This window comes from Rosenbergiella nectarea (genome assembly GCF_900111105.1).
GTDB classification, from domain to species: domain Bacteria; phylum Pseudomonadota; class Gammaproteobacteria; order Enterobacterales; family Enterobacteriaceae; genus Rosenbergiella; species Rosenbergiella nectarea.
Genome location: NZ_FOGC01000001.1, coordinates 549915 through 564864, shown reverse-complemented (window position 1 = coordinate 564864; position 14950 = coordinate 549915). Strand labels below are relative to the sequence as shown.

Annotated in this window: 12 protein-coding genes; 5 read left to right on the top strand and 7 right to left on the bottom strand. The window is 47.9% G+C overall.

Annotated features, from left to right (window positions below):
• The first annotated feature begins 80 nt into the window (after window positions 1-80).
• Together dapD and BMX14_RS02610 are read left to right on the top strand one after the other, a co-directional pair.
• Entirely contained in the window at window positions 81-908 is an 828-nt protein-coding gene (dapD, locus tag BMX14_RS02615) for a 2,3,4,5-tetrahydropyridine-2,6-dicarboxylate N-succinyltransferase (RefSeq protein WP_092672301.1), read from the top strand.
• A 70-nt stretch (window positions 909-978) separates the two neighbouring features.
• Window positions 979-1356, top strand: coding sequence for a DUF3461 family protein (locus tag BMX14_RS02610; RefSeq protein ID WP_092672298.1), 378 nt, complete (start codon window positions 979-981; stop codon window positions 1354-1356).
• 106 nt (window positions 1357-1462) lie between these two features.
• Here the strand turns inward: BMX14_RS02610 and cspE are convergent, their stop codons facing one another.
• From cspE to dgt, 3 genes are all read right to left on the bottom strand, one after another.
• Entirely contained in the window at window positions 1463-1675 is a 213-nt protein-coding gene (cspE, locus tag BMX14_RS02605) for a transcription antiterminator/RNA stability regulator CspE (RefSeq protein ID WP_092672295.1), read from the bottom strand.
• A gap of 323 nt (window positions 1676-1998) precedes the next feature.
• Complete coding sequence (degP, locus tag BMX14_RS02600; protein WP_092672292.1) at window positions 1999-3426, bottom strand: serine endoprotease DegP; 1428 nt, start codon at window positions 3424-3426, stop codon at window positions 1999-2001.
• Between the two features lie 131 nt (window positions 3427-3557).
• Window positions 3558-5030 (bottom strand): dGTPase, encoded by a 1473-nt coding sequence (dgt, locus tag BMX14_RS02595; protein WP_092672289.1) that lies wholly within the window; start codon window positions 5028-5030, stop codon window positions 3558-3560.
• A gap of 95 nt (window positions 5031-5125) precedes the next feature.
• On the opposite strand from dgt, the gene mtnN reads away from it, so the two are divergent.
• A complete protein-coding gene (mtnN, locus tag BMX14_RS02590; RefSeq protein ID WP_092672286.1) occupies window positions 5126-5818 on the top strand; it encodes a 5'-methylthioadenosine/S-adenosylhomocysteine nucleosidase in 693 nt (230 codons plus the stop codon).
• Window positions 5819-5906: 88 nt separating this feature from the next.
• Here mtnN and BMX14_RS02585 read toward each other — a convergent pair whose 3' ends face one another.
• Complete coding sequence (locus BMX14_RS02585) at window positions 5907-6992, bottom strand: SDR family oxidoreductase (protein WP_092672283.1); 1086 nt, start codon at window positions 6990-6992, stop codon at window positions 5907-5909.
• 98 nt (window positions 6993-7090) lie between these two features.
• On the opposite strand from BMX14_RS02585, the gene BMX14_RS02580 reads away from it, so the two are divergent.
• The gene (locus tag BMX14_RS02580) at window positions 7091-7996 is read left to right on the top strand and encodes a LysR family transcriptional regulator (protein ID WP_092672280.1); all 906 of its coding nucleotides are present in this window, start codon (window positions 7091-7093) and stop codon (window positions 7994-7996) included.
• A gap of 11 nt (window positions 7997-8007) precedes the next feature.
• Here the strand turns inward: BMX14_RS02580 and erpA are convergent, their stop codons facing one another.
• Window positions 8008-8355 (bottom strand): iron-sulfur cluster insertion protein ErpA, encoded by a 348-nt coding sequence (gene erpA, locus BMX14_RS02575; RefSeq protein WP_048911552.1) that lies wholly within the window; start codon window positions 8353-8355, stop codon window positions 8008-8010.
• 193 nt (window positions 8356-8548) lie between these two features.
• Here erpA and hemL point away from each other — a divergent pair, with 193 nt between their 5' ends.
• The gene (hemL, locus tag BMX14_RS02570) at window positions 8549-9832 is read left to right on the top strand and encodes a glutamate-1-semialdehyde 2,1-aminomutase (RefSeq protein ID WP_092672277.1); all 1284 of its coding nucleotides are present in this window, start codon (window positions 8549-8551) and stop codon (window positions 9830-9832) included.
• Window positions 9833-9895: 63 nt separating this feature from the next.
• Here the strand turns inward: hemL and mrcB are convergent, their stop codons facing one another.
• Both mrcB and hrpB read right to left on the bottom strand, forming a co-directional pair.
• A complete protein-coding gene (gene mrcB / locus BMX14_RS02565) occupies window positions 9896-12400 on the bottom strand; it encodes a bifunctional glycosyl transferase/transpeptidase (protein WP_092672273.1) in 2505 nt (834 codons plus the stop codon).
• 97 nt (window positions 12401-12497) lie between these two features.
• On the bottom strand, window positions 12498-14936 hold the full coding sequence (gene hrpB, locus BMX14_RS02560; protein ID WP_092672270.1) for an ATP-dependent helicase HrpB: 2439 nt from the start codon (window positions 14934-14936) through the stop codon (window positions 12498-12500).
• Window positions 14937-14950: the final 14 nt, after the last annotated feature.

Here is a 14950-nt window from a genome sequence, read left to right as displayed (position 1 = left end):
GTGTTGATGCTTTACCCCACACTGGTAGTTAAGTTTTATTTACTGCTTACTTAGACAATGAGAATTTTTGGGAAATTATGATGCAACAGTTAGAAAAAATCATCGAAGCTGCTTTTGAACGCCGTGCAGAAATCACGCCTAACAACGTTGATAGCGAAACGCGCGATGCCGTAAATCAGATCATTCAACTGATCGATAAAGGTGAAGTACGTGTCGCCGAGAAAATCGACGGTGAGTGGGTAACGCATCAGTGGCTTAAAAAAGCAGTTCTTCTATCGTTTCGCATCAATGATAACCAAGTGATGGATGGGGCTGAAACCCGTTATTTCGATAAAGTCCCTTTAAAATTTGCAGACTACGATGACGCTCGTTTCCGTCAAGAAGGCTTACGTGTTGTCCCACCCGCAGCCGTCCGTCAAGGGGCGTATATTGCCCGTAACACCGTGCTAATGCCTTCCTATGTCAATATTGGTGCTTATGTCGATGAAGGGACAATGGTCGATACTTGGGTGACCGTTGGCTCTTGTGCGCAAATCGGTAAAAATGTTCACCTTTCAGGTGGTGTAGGGATTGGCGGGGTATTAGAGCCGCTTCAAGCAAATCCTACTATCATCGAAGATAACTGCTTTATTGGCGCACGTTCTGAAATTGTAGAAGGTGTCATCGTCGAAGAGGGTTCGGTTATTTCCATGGGCGTTTATATTAGCCAAAGTACGCGTATCTATGATCGTGAAACCGGTGAAGTCTTCTTTGGCCGTGTTCCAGCTGGCTCAGTAGTCGTTTCTGGTAGCATGCCAGCCAAGGACGGTAGTCACAGCCTATACTGTGCCGTTATCGTGAAGAAAGTTGATGCGAAAACCCGCGCCAAAGTTGGCGTGAACGAATTACTTCGTAGCATTGACGATTAATTGATCCACTCGCTTCTTGTCTATGATGTGATTGATTTTTGACAAAGGTGAACTCAAGAGGTTAACAACTATGTTTGATAATTTAAAAAGCTTAGGGATCACCCATCCTGAAGTAATCGATCGCTACAATCTTCGCCAAGAAGCGCATCACGATATTTTAAAGATTTATTTTAGGAAGGATAAAGGCGAGTTTTTCGCGAAAAGCGTCAAATTTAAATATCCTCGCCAAAGCGAGTCAGCTGAACAGTTATCTGAAAACGAGGCTCAACGGATCAACCCCAATCTCTCTTATGTGATTGAAGAGCTGGATCAGTTATGCCAACAAAATCCACTAGAGGTCGATTTGAAAAATAAAATCCTTGAAGACCTGCGTCATTTAGAGGCGGTAGTCTCTAATAAGATCGCGGAAATTGAAGCTGATCTCGATCGACTTACTCGCTTTAAGTAATCGTAGATAAAAAAAATCCCGCATTACGCGGGATTTTTTTATGTGATAGTTAACTGCTCCGGTCAACACCTTCATCGCTATCGTAACTATCACTGCATCTAAAAAATTAGATAGCAACAACGTTTGCAGCAGAAGGGCCTTTCGCGCCGCTCTCAATTGAGAACTCGACTTTTTGACCTTCGTCTAACGTTTTAAAATCGTTGCTTTGGATCGCAGAGAAGTGAACGAACACATCTTTACTGCCATCTGCAGGAGAGATAAAACCAAAGCCTTTACCTGCATCAAACCACTTTACTAAACCAGTCATTTTATTAGACATCGTTGAATCCTTACTTATCGATTCGCTCAGAATGGCGAATCTGATCTGCTATACAGTAAATGGCTTATGGTCACTTAGAAGAAGGCACATGAGGAAGGATATCGATGGATAACGCTTGAACTGATGACTGCTTTACTAAAATTGCTTACATAAGGTCTGTACTACAAACCGATGCCTCTATAATAGCCACACTCTTAACGATTACACAACTCTTTTCGAAAAAAAAATCATAGCCTGGCGTCGGCTAAATCACGACATCCCTTGTTCTACGCAGCCCACAGAGTCTATGTGGGCTGACAGTAAAACCTGAAAAAGTGGGTATTTTATTGCGCAAGTAAATATAAAACGTCGTTTCCACGCTTGATATTTAAGGCTAACACTGCAGGTTTTGAATCTAATACCTTACGGAGTTCACCAAGGTTAGCAATGGATTGCTGGTTGATGCCAAGGATAACATCGCCTTTGCGTAAACCAATGCGTGCGGCAGTTGAGCCAACTTTAACAGCATCCACATGTACACCTTTCTGTCCGTTACTCACTGAATTACTTAACTCTGCCCCTTCAATTCCAGCGTAAATCGTTGCTGAAGAAACGTTATCTTGGCGACTTTGTTGCAATTCGAGCGTAACATTTACCGGTTTACCATCACGGATAATACCGAGTGATAACTTGGTGCCGACAGGGAGTGACCCGACTTCTGCCCGTAAGGCTGCAAAGCTATTCAACGGCTTACCGTTCATCGAAACAATGACATCTCCCGGTTTAATTCCCGCTTTTTCTGCTGAGGAGTTAGGTAAAACTTGGCTAATAAAGCCCCCGCGCTGTGCATTGACATTAATAGCTTTAGCTAACTCTGAGTTGAGTTCTGTCCCCATGATGCCCAATTCCCCGCGCTTAACCTGACCATATTCGATCATCTGTGCCGTGAGGTTTTTCACCATATTGCTAGGGATAGCAAAGCCAATACCAATATTACCGCCATCTGGCGCAAGGATAGCAGTATTGATACCGATCAGCTCGCCATTGAGATTAACTAAAGCCCCTCCAGAGTTCCCGCGGTTTATTGCGGCATCGGTTTGAATAAAGTTCTCATAATTATCAACATTTAATCCACTGCGACCGAGTGCCGAGACGATGCCCGAGGTGACAGTCTCTCCCAATCCATAAGGGTTACCAATCGCCACAGTATAATCGCCGACTTGCAGATTATCAGAGTCAGCCATCTTAATTGCGGTCAAATTGGTCGCTTCTTTAAGCTGGATTAAGGCGATGTCGGAGCGAGGATCTTTACCTAATACTTTGGCATCAAATCGACGTCCATCACTCAATTGAACGGTGATTTTAGTGGCATTATCGACCACATGATTGTTGGTCACCACGTAACCTTTTTGGGCATTAATCACCACTCCAGACCCTAGCGCACGAAACTTCTCCTGCTGACCGCCTTGGCCTCTACCTTGGTTAGGCATTTGGCAAAGCGGTGAATTCATGAAAGGAGAACCTTGCTGACAAAAGGGTGTCATGTCACCAAAAAATTGCTGGAATTGTTGATTCGCTTGGTTTTTAACAGTGGTAGATCCTTCAACACTGATACTCACCACGGAGGGCATGATTTTTTGTAGCATCGGCGCGAGGCTCGGCATTTGTTGGCTATCTGCCGAGGCGGTTTGTGCCGCAGTGACGCTCACTGACCCCAATGCTAAACTTAAACTGAGTGCAACCATACTGAGTGATAAAATATTCTTTTTCATAGTCGGATTCTCTTATTTTTACTATCCTAAATCATTGCTGTGATGACTCACTTAAGAATGAATGTATACCAATTAGTTCCTTCTCAACTCCCTGTAAAAACGTAAAAAAATATTTGAATTCTTGACACTTTCTAGACGAAATCCACGGCCATCAGACGGCGATATTCTTCCCAGGCATAAAGATCAGTCATTCCACTCACATAATCTTGTATCAACCGATATCGGTAATAGCGTTCCCACAACATTAAGGTTGAATGGGGGAAGTGTTGGCACTGCTGCACATGGTGGCAATACGCTTTGCAATGTTTATCCGATAAGCGGTGAAAAAGCCGTGTTTCAATCGGGTAGCCAGGCAATTCATCTTCGGTGATCAGTCGATGGAAATGATCATAGGAGAGTAGCATCATCGGTTGATAAATATCCAACAGTCCTCTAATCACCCGGTAACCTTGAAGCTCTAATTGTTCCACTTCCGAGTGACGGAAAACATATTTACGCGCCACTTTCTTGAACATCGCTAATAGTCGCCCTGCATCCCCTTCGTCTTCAAGCAGCGCATGGTTAAAGCTTCCTGTAAAGATCGCGGGTAAATGATCAATAAAACGCTGCACTGCATGTTTGACAAGTTCCCGCTGCACATGCACGCGCAAGGACATAAAAAATTGGTCACCCTTGCTCCGCCGTTTCTTCGTTTTCGCTTCACTCCATGCTTCTTCTACGGTGCGCGAAAACAGATCATTATGTTGTACAGCCCCCCACTCCATGGCTAAATACCCATATAGCGCATCAACATTGAAAATCGCTTTCTCCACCGCATCGTCTAAATCGGCGATACAATAAGAAATATCGTCTGCCGCTTCCATAATATAAGTCAAAGGAAAGCGATGAAACTCAGCAAGTTGCGTCTCCTGTCTCAGTTTATTGATGTAGGGTTGTTCCGACAGGTAAAACCCCGGTTTCTTCATCAACGTTGAGTAGGCTTCCGGCTTTTCGCCCTGCCACCAAGCCGGGGCCGTGTACTTCATAATACAGGCAACTTGGGCATAGCTAAGATTGAGCTGCAAGATGGTGTGTACTAAGCGAATACCCTGTGCATTGCCCTCAAAATGGCTGAGGTCGGTACGAATCTTTGCTATCAGTGAGGTAAGGTGGGGTTCATCATTAGTGATACCGGGAATACCCGCGGCTAAGTGCTCCTGAAACCAATCTTTCAAAGCCGCTTCGCCAAAGTGTCCAAAAGGCGGATTACCCACATCGTGCAGTAAACAGGCCATCTCAACTAAACTCTCGAAACTGCGGGCAAAATTTTCTAGGCCATAGTGTTCAAGTCCAGATTGCCGCTGTAATTTCAATAAAATTTCACGAGCGATATAGCGTCCTGCCTGCTGGACTTCAAGAGAGTGTGTCAGCCGCGAGCGAACGGAGGCGTTGCGTTCTAAGGGAAAGACTTGCGTTTTTTGCTGTAAGCGACGTAATGCCGCAGAGTGGATAATACGCCCGCGATCGCTTTCAAATACCCGACTAATTTGTTCTTCGGTATCAGGAATACGGCCGTTATTAAAAGGCCTTTTAACGCTAATCTTATCTTTAAAATTGATCCTCACCCTCTCCACCCCTTAGACAACATCAATTCCTTCTTACAGCATGATAGACTATGCTAACTCACATAATTGAATCCACCGTTTTAGTAGGAAAGACAATGAAAATAGGCATTATCGGGGCGATGGAGCAAGAAGTTACGCTGCTCCGCGAAAAAATCGAACAACGCCAAACGATCAGTTTGGCAGGATGTGAGATCTATACAGGTAAACTGCATGGCGTCGACATTGCGCTATTAAAATCAGGAATTGGTAAAACGTCTGCCGCGCTAGGGACAACATTGTTACTTCAACTCTGTAAACCTGATGTGATCATCAATACCGGCTCAGCAGGCGGCTTAGAGAGTAGCCTTAACATTGGTGATATCGTAGTGTCCAGTGAAGTGCGCTATCACGATGCGAACGTCACCGCATTCGGTTACGAGCTTGGTCAAATGGCTGGCTGTCCAGCGGCTTTCCAAGCCGATCAGAATCTTATCTCTACAGTAAAAACATGCGCGGCTGACTTAGCCTTGCACACTGTCACGGGCCTAGTCGTCAGTGGCGATGCATTTGTGAATGGGGCGGAAACCTTGACTCGTATTCGCTCCACCTTCCCTCAAGCCATTGCAGTGGAGATGGAAGCCACTGCGATAGGCCATGTCTGCCATCAATTCGCGACACCTTTCGTCGTCGTCCGTTCTATCTCCGATGTGGCCGATCAAGCCTCCCATTTAAGCTTTGATGAATTCCTGACGATTGCAGCACAACAGTCCTCGTTGCTGGTCGAAGCCATTGTTAAGAAGCTCGGCTAACCTCGAAAAAAATCCCGCTGAGCGCGGGATTTATTCTCTATAAAACTTTACGCTAGTTCACAAAACAGCGGTTAAAACTCACATTAACTCAACGTCTTTTAAAGTCAGGAATGATCTTTTTATCGATCAATTGGTCGAATAATTTATAGAAACTCTGTTCTGTCGACTGATAATCCGTGAAACCCGCCAAACGACTTTTTGTCATATCGGTGAACGCCTCAAAAGGTCGACCAAGATCCGCATCGGTATGCCACCATGAAGCGAGCTTATCAATCTCTTTCGTCTCCAACTGATATTTTTCCGCTAACGCCACCCACAATTGTTGCGCATTCGCCTGCTGCATTCGCGCGTCGAGTGGCGTAGGGCTGCCCGAATAATCAGCCGGCTCAATACCAAAATAATGCGCTAATCGCGGCCATAGCCACTTCCAGCGAAAGTGCTCGCCATTAACGATATTAAACGCTGCATTTTGTGCATCGATTGCGTCGGTGGACCAGACGAGTTGTCGGGCCAAGATCCCTGCATCGGTGACATCAGATACTCCTTGCCATTGCTCAGGAGAGCCCGGGAAAATAAAAGGCCATCCTTGTTCACGGCAGAGTGCCGCATAAACCGCGAGAGTCTGCCCCATATTCATGGCATTACCTTGGGCAGCACCAATCACCGTATGTGGACGATGTACGCTCCAGCGGTAACCATAGCGTTCGGCCCCTGCAAAAATCTCATCCTCCTGCGCATAATAAAAATTATCGACAGGTTGGCGCGGTTGTTCTTCTCTAAAAGGAGTAATCACTGTTTCGGCCGCGCCGTAAGCCTCGAAAGGCCCCAGATAATGTTTGAGTCCTGTAACCAGTGCCACGTGGCTGCTCGATAAGCGATCGCCTAACGCATCGATGACATGTCGAACAATTGCTCCATTTACGCGTATATTTTCCTTCTCATTCTCTTGACGAGACCACACAGTGAAAAATACCGCATCCGGATGCTGCTCACGGAGCGCGGCAGCGACTTGTTCCGCAGAAGTGAGATCGGCAGTCAGCCCTTTAACCCCTTGTGGCAGAGCCGAATGACCGCGAGAGAGTCCGGTTACTTCCCACCCTTGTTGTCGTAATTCCACAGCGAGAGCGCTGCCTGTTATGCCACTACAACCAATGATAAGTGCTTTTTTTTGCATACAACCTCCAAAATTTTGCCTATCCCTCTAGCTTAGTCGAGAATTAAATGCTTATCTCAGGTAAGATTTCACGCTACTTTTGAATAGAATTCACAAATATGCATGATCAACGTTTCAAAAATATTCATCAATTCATCGCTTGTGTGCAAACAGGTAGCTTTACTGAGGCAGGAAAACGCCTACATCTCTCACCGTCGGCAATCAGTAAGGCAATTCAAGCATTAGAGCAACGGTTAGCATGTCGGTTGTTTGAGCGAACGACTCGAACGTTGCAGCTCACCGATGCGGGCAATACCTATTACGAAACCTGTTTACAGATCCTCCGCCAGCTAACTGAGACCGAGACGGCTTTACAACTCAGCCAAGATTTACCGACTGGGAAAGTTGCCCTCGCCCTTCCGGAGACCTTTGGAAAAGTTGTGGTGCTGCCGATACTCTGTTCCCTGATGCAACGCTATCCTGAATTACGTCTGACGTTACATTTCTCGGATACATTACTTGAGCTTGAACAAGAGAAGATCGATATCGCGGTGCGAATCGGTGGGGGGATCCCTTTAGCTATACAGGAAGGCTTTCAGCATTTTGGCTATGAAAAGATGGTTTTTTGTGCAAGCCCTAGCTTTATTAAAGAATACGGTATGCCGGCTACACTAAGCGACCTTTGCGCCCAACATATCGTTGGCTATCAAGCACAGAACGGGCAAATGAAACCGTGGATTATCCCTACGGATAACCCTCCACAAGCTTGGCACCCTTCTCACTACCGGTTGATCGTTAACAATACTGACGCACACTTAATGGCAGTCAGCCATGGGATCGGCGTTGCACAGCTGCCCTACTGGTTAATTAAAGAAAAGTTAGAACGAGGGGAACTGGTGTTAATTCTGCCGCAGGTCAAACTGGAGGGATTACCCTTAACCTTACGCTATAAAGCCGCACAGCAATCTTCCCCGAAAATTCAGGCCGTGCTTAATGCGTTACACACATTAAGCTTGGTAAATTAACGGGAAAAAGCTTAAACGCTGAAGGAGGAGCCGCACCCGCAGGTGGTTTTAGCATTAGGGTTGGTGACGATAAAACGAGCTCCTTCAAGGCCTTCGGTATAATCGACAGATCCGCCGACTAAATATTGTAGACTCATTGGATCGACCACTAAAGCTACGCCTTGTTTCTCAATGGTCATATCGCCATCGTTCACTTTATCGTCAAACGTAAATCCGTATTGGAAACCACTGCAGCCCCCACCGGTTATATACACCCGTAATTTCAGTTCTGGATTCTCTTCATCGGCAACTAAGGTTTTGACCTTATTCGCCGCTGCGTCGGTAAATTGTAACGGCACATTGGCCACGTCATCGCTCATTATTCTGCTCCAAAAAGAGAGGGTCAACTTACAACCTTATTTCTCTATTATCAGTCAGCATAGCTTCGCAATCAAGCCTACAACTAAACCGACCGTGCCGTGATAAGCCCCATCGTTCATCCTGCCATTAACAGCATGGGGGGTTTTCCATTACACTGTAGGGTATTCTTTCTCTGTTAGGCAGGAATTTGTCATGAATAAGTCTGAAGCACTTTTTAAAGAAGCCCAATCCGTTATTCCGGGTGGCGTTAACTCACCGGTTCGTGCGTTTTCAGGGGTTGGCGGCACACCTCTGTTTATCGAGCGTGCAGAGGGTGCCTATATCTATGATGCGGATGGTAAAGCCTACATAGACTATATCGGCTCATGGGGACCAATGGTGCTGGGGCACAATAACGCGGAAATCCGTAATGCTGTCATCCAAGCAGCTGAACGTGGCTTAAGTTTCGGTGCGCCCACCGAAATGGAAGTCAAAATGGCGGAACTCGTCTGTGAGCTGGTCCCCTCAATGGATATGGTGCGTATGGTGAACTCTGGAACAGAGGCCACTATGAGTGCTATCCGTTTGGCACGCGGCTATACCCAGCGCGATAAGCTAATCAAATTCGAAGGTTGTTATCACGGACACGCCGACCACTTACTCGTTAAGGCCGGTTCCGGCGCCCTAACACTCGGACAACCTAATTCTCCAGGTGTACCGGCGGATGTAGTACGTCATACCTTAACTTGTACCTATAACGATCTCGATTCCGTTCGCCAAGCCTTTGAACAATACCCGGACGATATTGCTTGTGTGATTGTAGAACCCGTCGCAGGAAATATGAACTGCATTCCTCCACAACCGGGTTTCCTACAAGGCCTACGTGATTTATGTGATGAGTTCGGTGCACTATTCATTATTGACGAAGTGATGACCGGCTTTCGAGTTGCCTTAGGCGGCGCCCAAGCGTATTACAATGTCACGCCAGATCTTACCTGCCTAGGTAAAATCATCGGCGGCGGTATGCCCGTCGGGGCATTCGGCGGTCGTAAAGAAGTGATGGAAGCTCTTGCCCCGTTAGGACCGGTTTATCAAGCGGGTACGCTTTCAGGTAACCCTATCGCCATGGCAGCAGGCTATGCATGCTTAAAACAGCTCTCACAGCCTGGTGTTCATAGCACACTGACCTCACTGACTGAACGCCTTTGCGCCGGACTTCAGCGTGTGGCTGAGCAACACGCTATTCCGTTAGTTACCAATCAGGTTGGCGCGATGTTCGGCCTGTTCTTCACCGAAGATAAAGACGTCACCTGTTACGCGGATGTGACCCGTTGCGATACCGAGCGCTTTAAGCAATTCTTCCATCTGATGTTAGAAGAAGGTGTCTACTTCGCCCCTTCAGCCTTTGAGGCGGGCTTTATGTCACTGGCACACAGTGAAGAAGATATCGATCGCACAATCGAAGCGGCCCGCCGTAGCTTTGCGAAATTAGCTTAAACGGTCGTTGAGATAAAAAAAGCGCTGCCATGGCAGCGCTTATTTAACATTAGCCCACTAAACTTAGTGACCAAACATATCTTTTATCCAACCCGCAACACTATTACTTTGGCTGCCTTGTTGTTCTTGCTGTTGTTGCTGCTGTAACTGCTGCTGCTGTTGCTCAACCTGTTGCTGTTGTTGCTGACACAGTGCAGTCGGATCAGCGGTCCATACTGGCAAGCTACGCCAGGTGGTGCTGCCGGTATTACAGACAAAATTCCCTGCAGAGTCGACAGGCATCATCGATACATCATCCGGAGGCGTCAGCTGTAAAGGCGTTGGCGGTTGGCTGGCAAGATAGCGACGGTAAATTTGCATCGCACCGCTAGCCCCGTAGAGACGGGTCGATTGGTTATTATCGCGACCAATCCACGTAATGGCGACTTCTTTACCATCTATCCCCGCAAACCAGCTATCGACCAAGTTATTGGTGGTACCCGTTTTACCGGCTAAGTGCATGGTGTTGTATTGACTGCCTAATGCATGAGCGGTACCGTGATCGACCACTTGCTGCATGGAGTAAAGCGTCAGATAAGCAGCTTCTGGCGGCTCTACCTGCTGTGCTTGAGGATAGCTCTGATACAGCACCTTGTTATCTTCGGAGATCACAGAACGCACTGCCGATAATGTCGCACGGTTACCTCCGCTTGCGATCGTTTGGAAGGCCTGAGCGACCTCGACCGGAGTCAGGTTCAGCGCCCCCAGTAACATCGCGGGAACAGGTGATAACTGATCTTGGCTGACACCGAGCTTCGTCCAAGTTTCTACCACATTTTTAAGCCCTAATGACATTCCTAAGTTAACCGTAGGGACGTTCATCGAGCGGGTCAGTGCATCCACCAGCATGACTTTACCGCTGAACTGGTGATCATCGTTTTCTGGACGCCACACCTGCCCGTTGGGTTGTTTTAACGCTAAGGGTTGGTCAGCGATCCAACTGTTCAAACGATACTGCTGTGGCTGGCTTAATGCGGTGAGGTAGGTCGCGGGCTTAGCTAAAGAACCAATAGAACGACGCGCCTGCATCGCACGGTTATACCCGGCAAACTGAGGGTTTGCTCCCCCAACCATGGCGCGCACTTCGCCGCTGAAACGGTCCACAACGACCATTGCTGTTTCCAAATCGGCGAGACGACGTTGTTTGCGTAAAACCGGGATCCCTTCTTCAACCGCTTTTTCGGCTGCATCTTGCGAGATAGGATCAAGCGTGGTGAAAATTTTCACGCCCGAGAGATCTTGTACCTTATCCCCAAGCTTTTGCTGCAGTTCATTGCGAACCATTTGCATAAACGCTGGCTGAGGAGTGATCACACCGCCTTTAGGCTGAACCCCTAATGGTCGCGCCGAGAGCATATCGTAGAGTTCTTGGTTAATGACTTTCTGCTGTTGCAGTAAACGCAGCACCAAGTTACGACGCTCTAACGCTAATTTCGGATTACGCCAAGGGTTGTAAAGCGAAGCCCCTTTTACCATACCGACTAACAGCGCTTGCTGATCAAGACTCAGTTCATCAACTGGACGGCCAAAGTAATATAAGCTTGCTAGCGGGAACCCACGAATTTGGTCATTACCCGCTTGGCCTAAATAGACCTCATTAAGGTAAAGTTCCAGAATCCGATCTTTGCTATAGCGTGCATCAACTATCACGGCCATGTAGGCTTCGCGCACTTTACGCCACAGTGAGCGTTGATTGGTTAAGAATAAGTTTTTAACCAATTGCTGAGTCAGGGTACTCCCCCCTTGCACGGCACGTCCTGCAGTAAGGTTCGCAACGAAAGCGCGTCCGATTGAGTAGAGGCTGATACCATCATGCTCATAGAAATGGCGATCTTCTGTCGCAACCAACGTATCCACGAGGAGATCCGGGAACCCAGCACGAGGAACAAACAGCCGCTGTTCACCATTCGGTGATTGCATCATGGTGATTAATCGCGGATCGAGACGGAAATAACCAAAATCACGACCGGTATCGAGGTTTTTGATCTCGCTAAGCTCACCGTCTTCAAAATTCAATTGAGTATGAATTTGGCCTTCCTTGCCCTCTGGGAAATCGAAAGGTCGGCGTAACAACTCAATACTATTCCCTTTAACAGAGAACTCGCCGGGACGAGTAATTTTTGTTACCTGACGGTATTGTGTTCCTTCAAGCAAGGCGACCATATCTTTGCGATCGAACGGCATGCCTGGCTCAAGACTGACCATACGCCCATAAACCGTCGCTGGCAGGTCCCATACTCGCCCATCAATCCGGTGACGAATTTCAGAGTCAAGGTAAACACCCCATGCTGCTAAGATGACAGCAATGACTAAGATGATTTTCAGTAGTAGACCTAGCCAACTTCTTTTATGGCTTTTTCGCGGGGCTTTTCCGCGTTTTTTAGTTGCAGGCAATGACGTATTCTCCTCATCATCATAGCTATCCGGATCGTCTTGGTATTTCTTATTGCGTGGTGAAGCCGGGGGGCTTTTACCCTTTGGCGTGGATTTTCCTTTACGCCCTATGGGTTCGCGATCATTCCCAGACATGGATTCTCTCTCCAGGCTTTGCCTCAATCGGCGACATACTTTATCTTTATTTTAGGTCTAAAAACACAGAACCTTCCGAAAGATTCGTTGCTAAATTTCACGTGGACGATTTTCTCGTTCTCGTCGTCGGTAAGGTGTTGGCCGGATCGTCAGGCCACAGATGTTTAGGATAGCGCCCTTTCATCTCTTTTTGTACTTCGCGCCAACTTCCTTGCCAAAAACCCGCTAAATCTTGCGTTATTTGGATCGGACGCTGTGCCGGGGATAATAACTCAATCACCACATTAATACGCCCACGAGCCAGAGTGAGAGGGCGTTGCTGGCCATACATCTCTTGTACTTTTATTGAGAGTAAAGGCGCGCGTGGAGAAAGATAATCAATCGCCACTTTTCTCCCCGTGGGCACCGTAATGTGGGTGGGAACCTCCGTCTCCAGACATTTCCATTGTTCCCAGGATAACTGGGCTTTTAATGCTTCGTAGAGATTAATCCGTGAGAAATTCCCCAATGAAGGCAAGTGTGCAAGTTCTGGTCCTAGCCACCCCTCAAGATTATCCATAAGATCGGTATCGGTCACTGATGGCCAGCCGAGCTCAGGTAGCCATTGTTGAGCAAAACCGAGTCTTTCTCTCAGCTCGAGTGCTGACTTATCCCAGGGTAAAGCCGCTAACCCCTTGTCTTTAATCCACACTAAATAAGCGGCAATCAACTGCTCTGGATTGGGTTTTTCACCAGGCCGCGAGCTGACAATGATTTCGCCAATGACATCATGCTGCCATACTTTGAACTGCGCCTGACTCTCGTCCCACTCTAGCGCGTGCCGATGGGTGATTAACTGCGGCGCCTCGCGTCGAATATCGTCCAGCGAGAAGGGAAAAGCTAACTGAATGTGGGCCTCATGCCGGTCGGCCGGTAGCTGTAATTGTACCGCTATCAACCAAGTATAACGGGTTAAGGGATGATCTAGGCCCAGTGTCGCGCCACGACCATCCGCCAGTTGGTAGCGATGTGTTGCCCCGCGTCGATAGGCGATGCGGTCAGCAAACGCCGTCAATAATAGCGGCAGGACTTTATCGGGATGGCTAGGGGTAAAGCTCACCCCCAGCTTACGGCAAACCTGCCTAGCCCGAGTATTCCACCCAGCGCTTGGCGCGGCGAGGTTATCGCGTAAATCCCCCTCACCGCGTCGTTCCGGTTGCTCAATGATGGCCGTCAACATCGCCGCGGTAGATTCGCTATTGTTTATTGAGTCGCTTGCGATCAACATTGCCGCTAGACGGGGCGCAACACCTAGCTCGGCCATTTTCCTTCCCTTCGGCGTCAATGCGCCGGTCGCATCAATGGCGGCTAATTGGCGTAATTGTGCCCTAGCATAGGCCAGCGCAGGCTGAGATGGCTCGTCCAGCCACTGCAGCGCCGTCACATGTTGGCATCCCCAAGCGAGCACATTGAGTAGCAGCCCGGTTAAATCACTCCGTAAAATCTCAGGGGGGGCTTGTTCGGCCAAACGTTCAGCTTGCTCTGTCGTAATTAAATGCCAACATTTTCCCGGCATTAAACGGCCAGCGCGCCCTGCCCGCTGGGTCATTGACGACTGGCTTATATATTGGGTTTTAAGTCGGTGAGCACCCGCCCGTAAATCAAACAGCGAAACACGTTCCAAAACCGAGTCGATAATTAAGCTTATCCCTTCGATAGTCAGACTGGTTTCGGCAATATTGGTGGCGAAAACAACTTTACGTTGCCCCGTGGCCGATATCGTGATCGCTTGTTGTTGTTGCTCGATAGACAACGCTCCGTAAAGGGGCCTTAATTCTACGCCCGCCGGGCATCGTGCCGCCACCTCGCTAATCACTTGATGAATTTCACGCTCGCCGGGTAAGAAGACCAGCATATCGCCCTGTTCGTGTCGCAGCACTTCAAGGATTTTATTGGCGAGGTTGACGGAGAATACTCCCTGAGACGATATCCCGTGATAGAAACGTTGCACCGGAAAGTGTCGACCTTCAGAGGTAATGGTCGGCGCTTGAGTTAACACCTCTCCTAACCGTCGATTGTCTAAGGTTGCTGACATAATCAACAGTTTAAGATCGTCACGTAATCCTTGCTGAATATCCAGCATAAACGCTAAAGCCAGATCTGCCTGTAAACTACGTTCATGAAACTCATCGATGATCACCAGCGAGATATCTTCCAACATGGGATCCTGCTGCAATCGACGTGTTAGCACACCTTCGGTAACGACCTCTAACCGTGTCGTCTTACCAATGCACTGCTCCGCACGCATCCGGTAACCGACCGTCTCACCGGGGGGTTCACCCAAATAATGTGCAAGACGGAAAGCCACATTTTTGGCGGCAAGCCGTCTTGGCTCTAACATAATAATTTTGCCGTTTAGCGGAAGACGTTGCAGTAGCTGTATAGGAAGCCAAGTCGATTTGCCAGCACCAGGGGGCGCCTGAAGAATAACTTGAGGTGAATGAGAGAGGGCAAGCACTAACTCATCAAGCACGTCGTGAATCGGGAGGGTGCTCAATCTTCGCTCCGTTT

Coding starts and splice junctions, on each gene's coding strand:
- degP (WP_092672292.1), bottom strand. CDS start 3,426: ATGAAAAAGAATATTTTATCACTCAGTATGGTTGCACTCAGTTTAAGT.
- BMX14_RS02585 (WP_092672283.1), bottom strand. CDS start 6,992: ATGCAAAAAAAAGCACTTATCATTGGTTGTAGTGGCATAACAGGCAGC.
- dapD (WP_092672301.1), top strand. CDS start 81: ATGCAACAGTTAGAAAAAATCATCGAAGCTGCTTTTGAACGCCGTGCA.
- cspE (WP_092672295.1), bottom strand. CDS start 1,675: ATGTCTAATAAAATGACTGGTTTAGTAAAGTGGTTTGATGCAGGTAAA.
- hemL (WP_092672277.1), top strand. CDS start 8,549: ATGAATAAGTCTGAAGCACTTTTTAAAGAAGCCCAATCCGTTATTCCG.
- BMX14_RS02580 (WP_092672280.1), top strand. CDS start 7,091: ATGCATGATCAACGTTTCAAAAATATTCATCAATTCATCGCTTGTGTG.
- BMX14_RS02610 (WP_092672298.1), top strand. CDS start 979: ATGTTTGATAATTTAAAAAGCTTAGGGATCACCCATCCTGAAGTAATC.
- mtnN (WP_092672286.1), top strand. CDS start 5,126: ATGAAAATAGGCATTATCGGGGCGATGGAGCAAGAAGTTACGCTGCTC.
- mrcB (WP_092672273.1), bottom strand. CDS start 12,400: ATGTCTGGGAATGATCGCGAACCCATAGGGCGTAAAGGAAAATCCACG.
- erpA (WP_048911552.1), bottom strand. CDS start 8,355: ATGAGCGATGACGTGGCCAATGTGCCGTTACAATTTACCGACGCAGCG.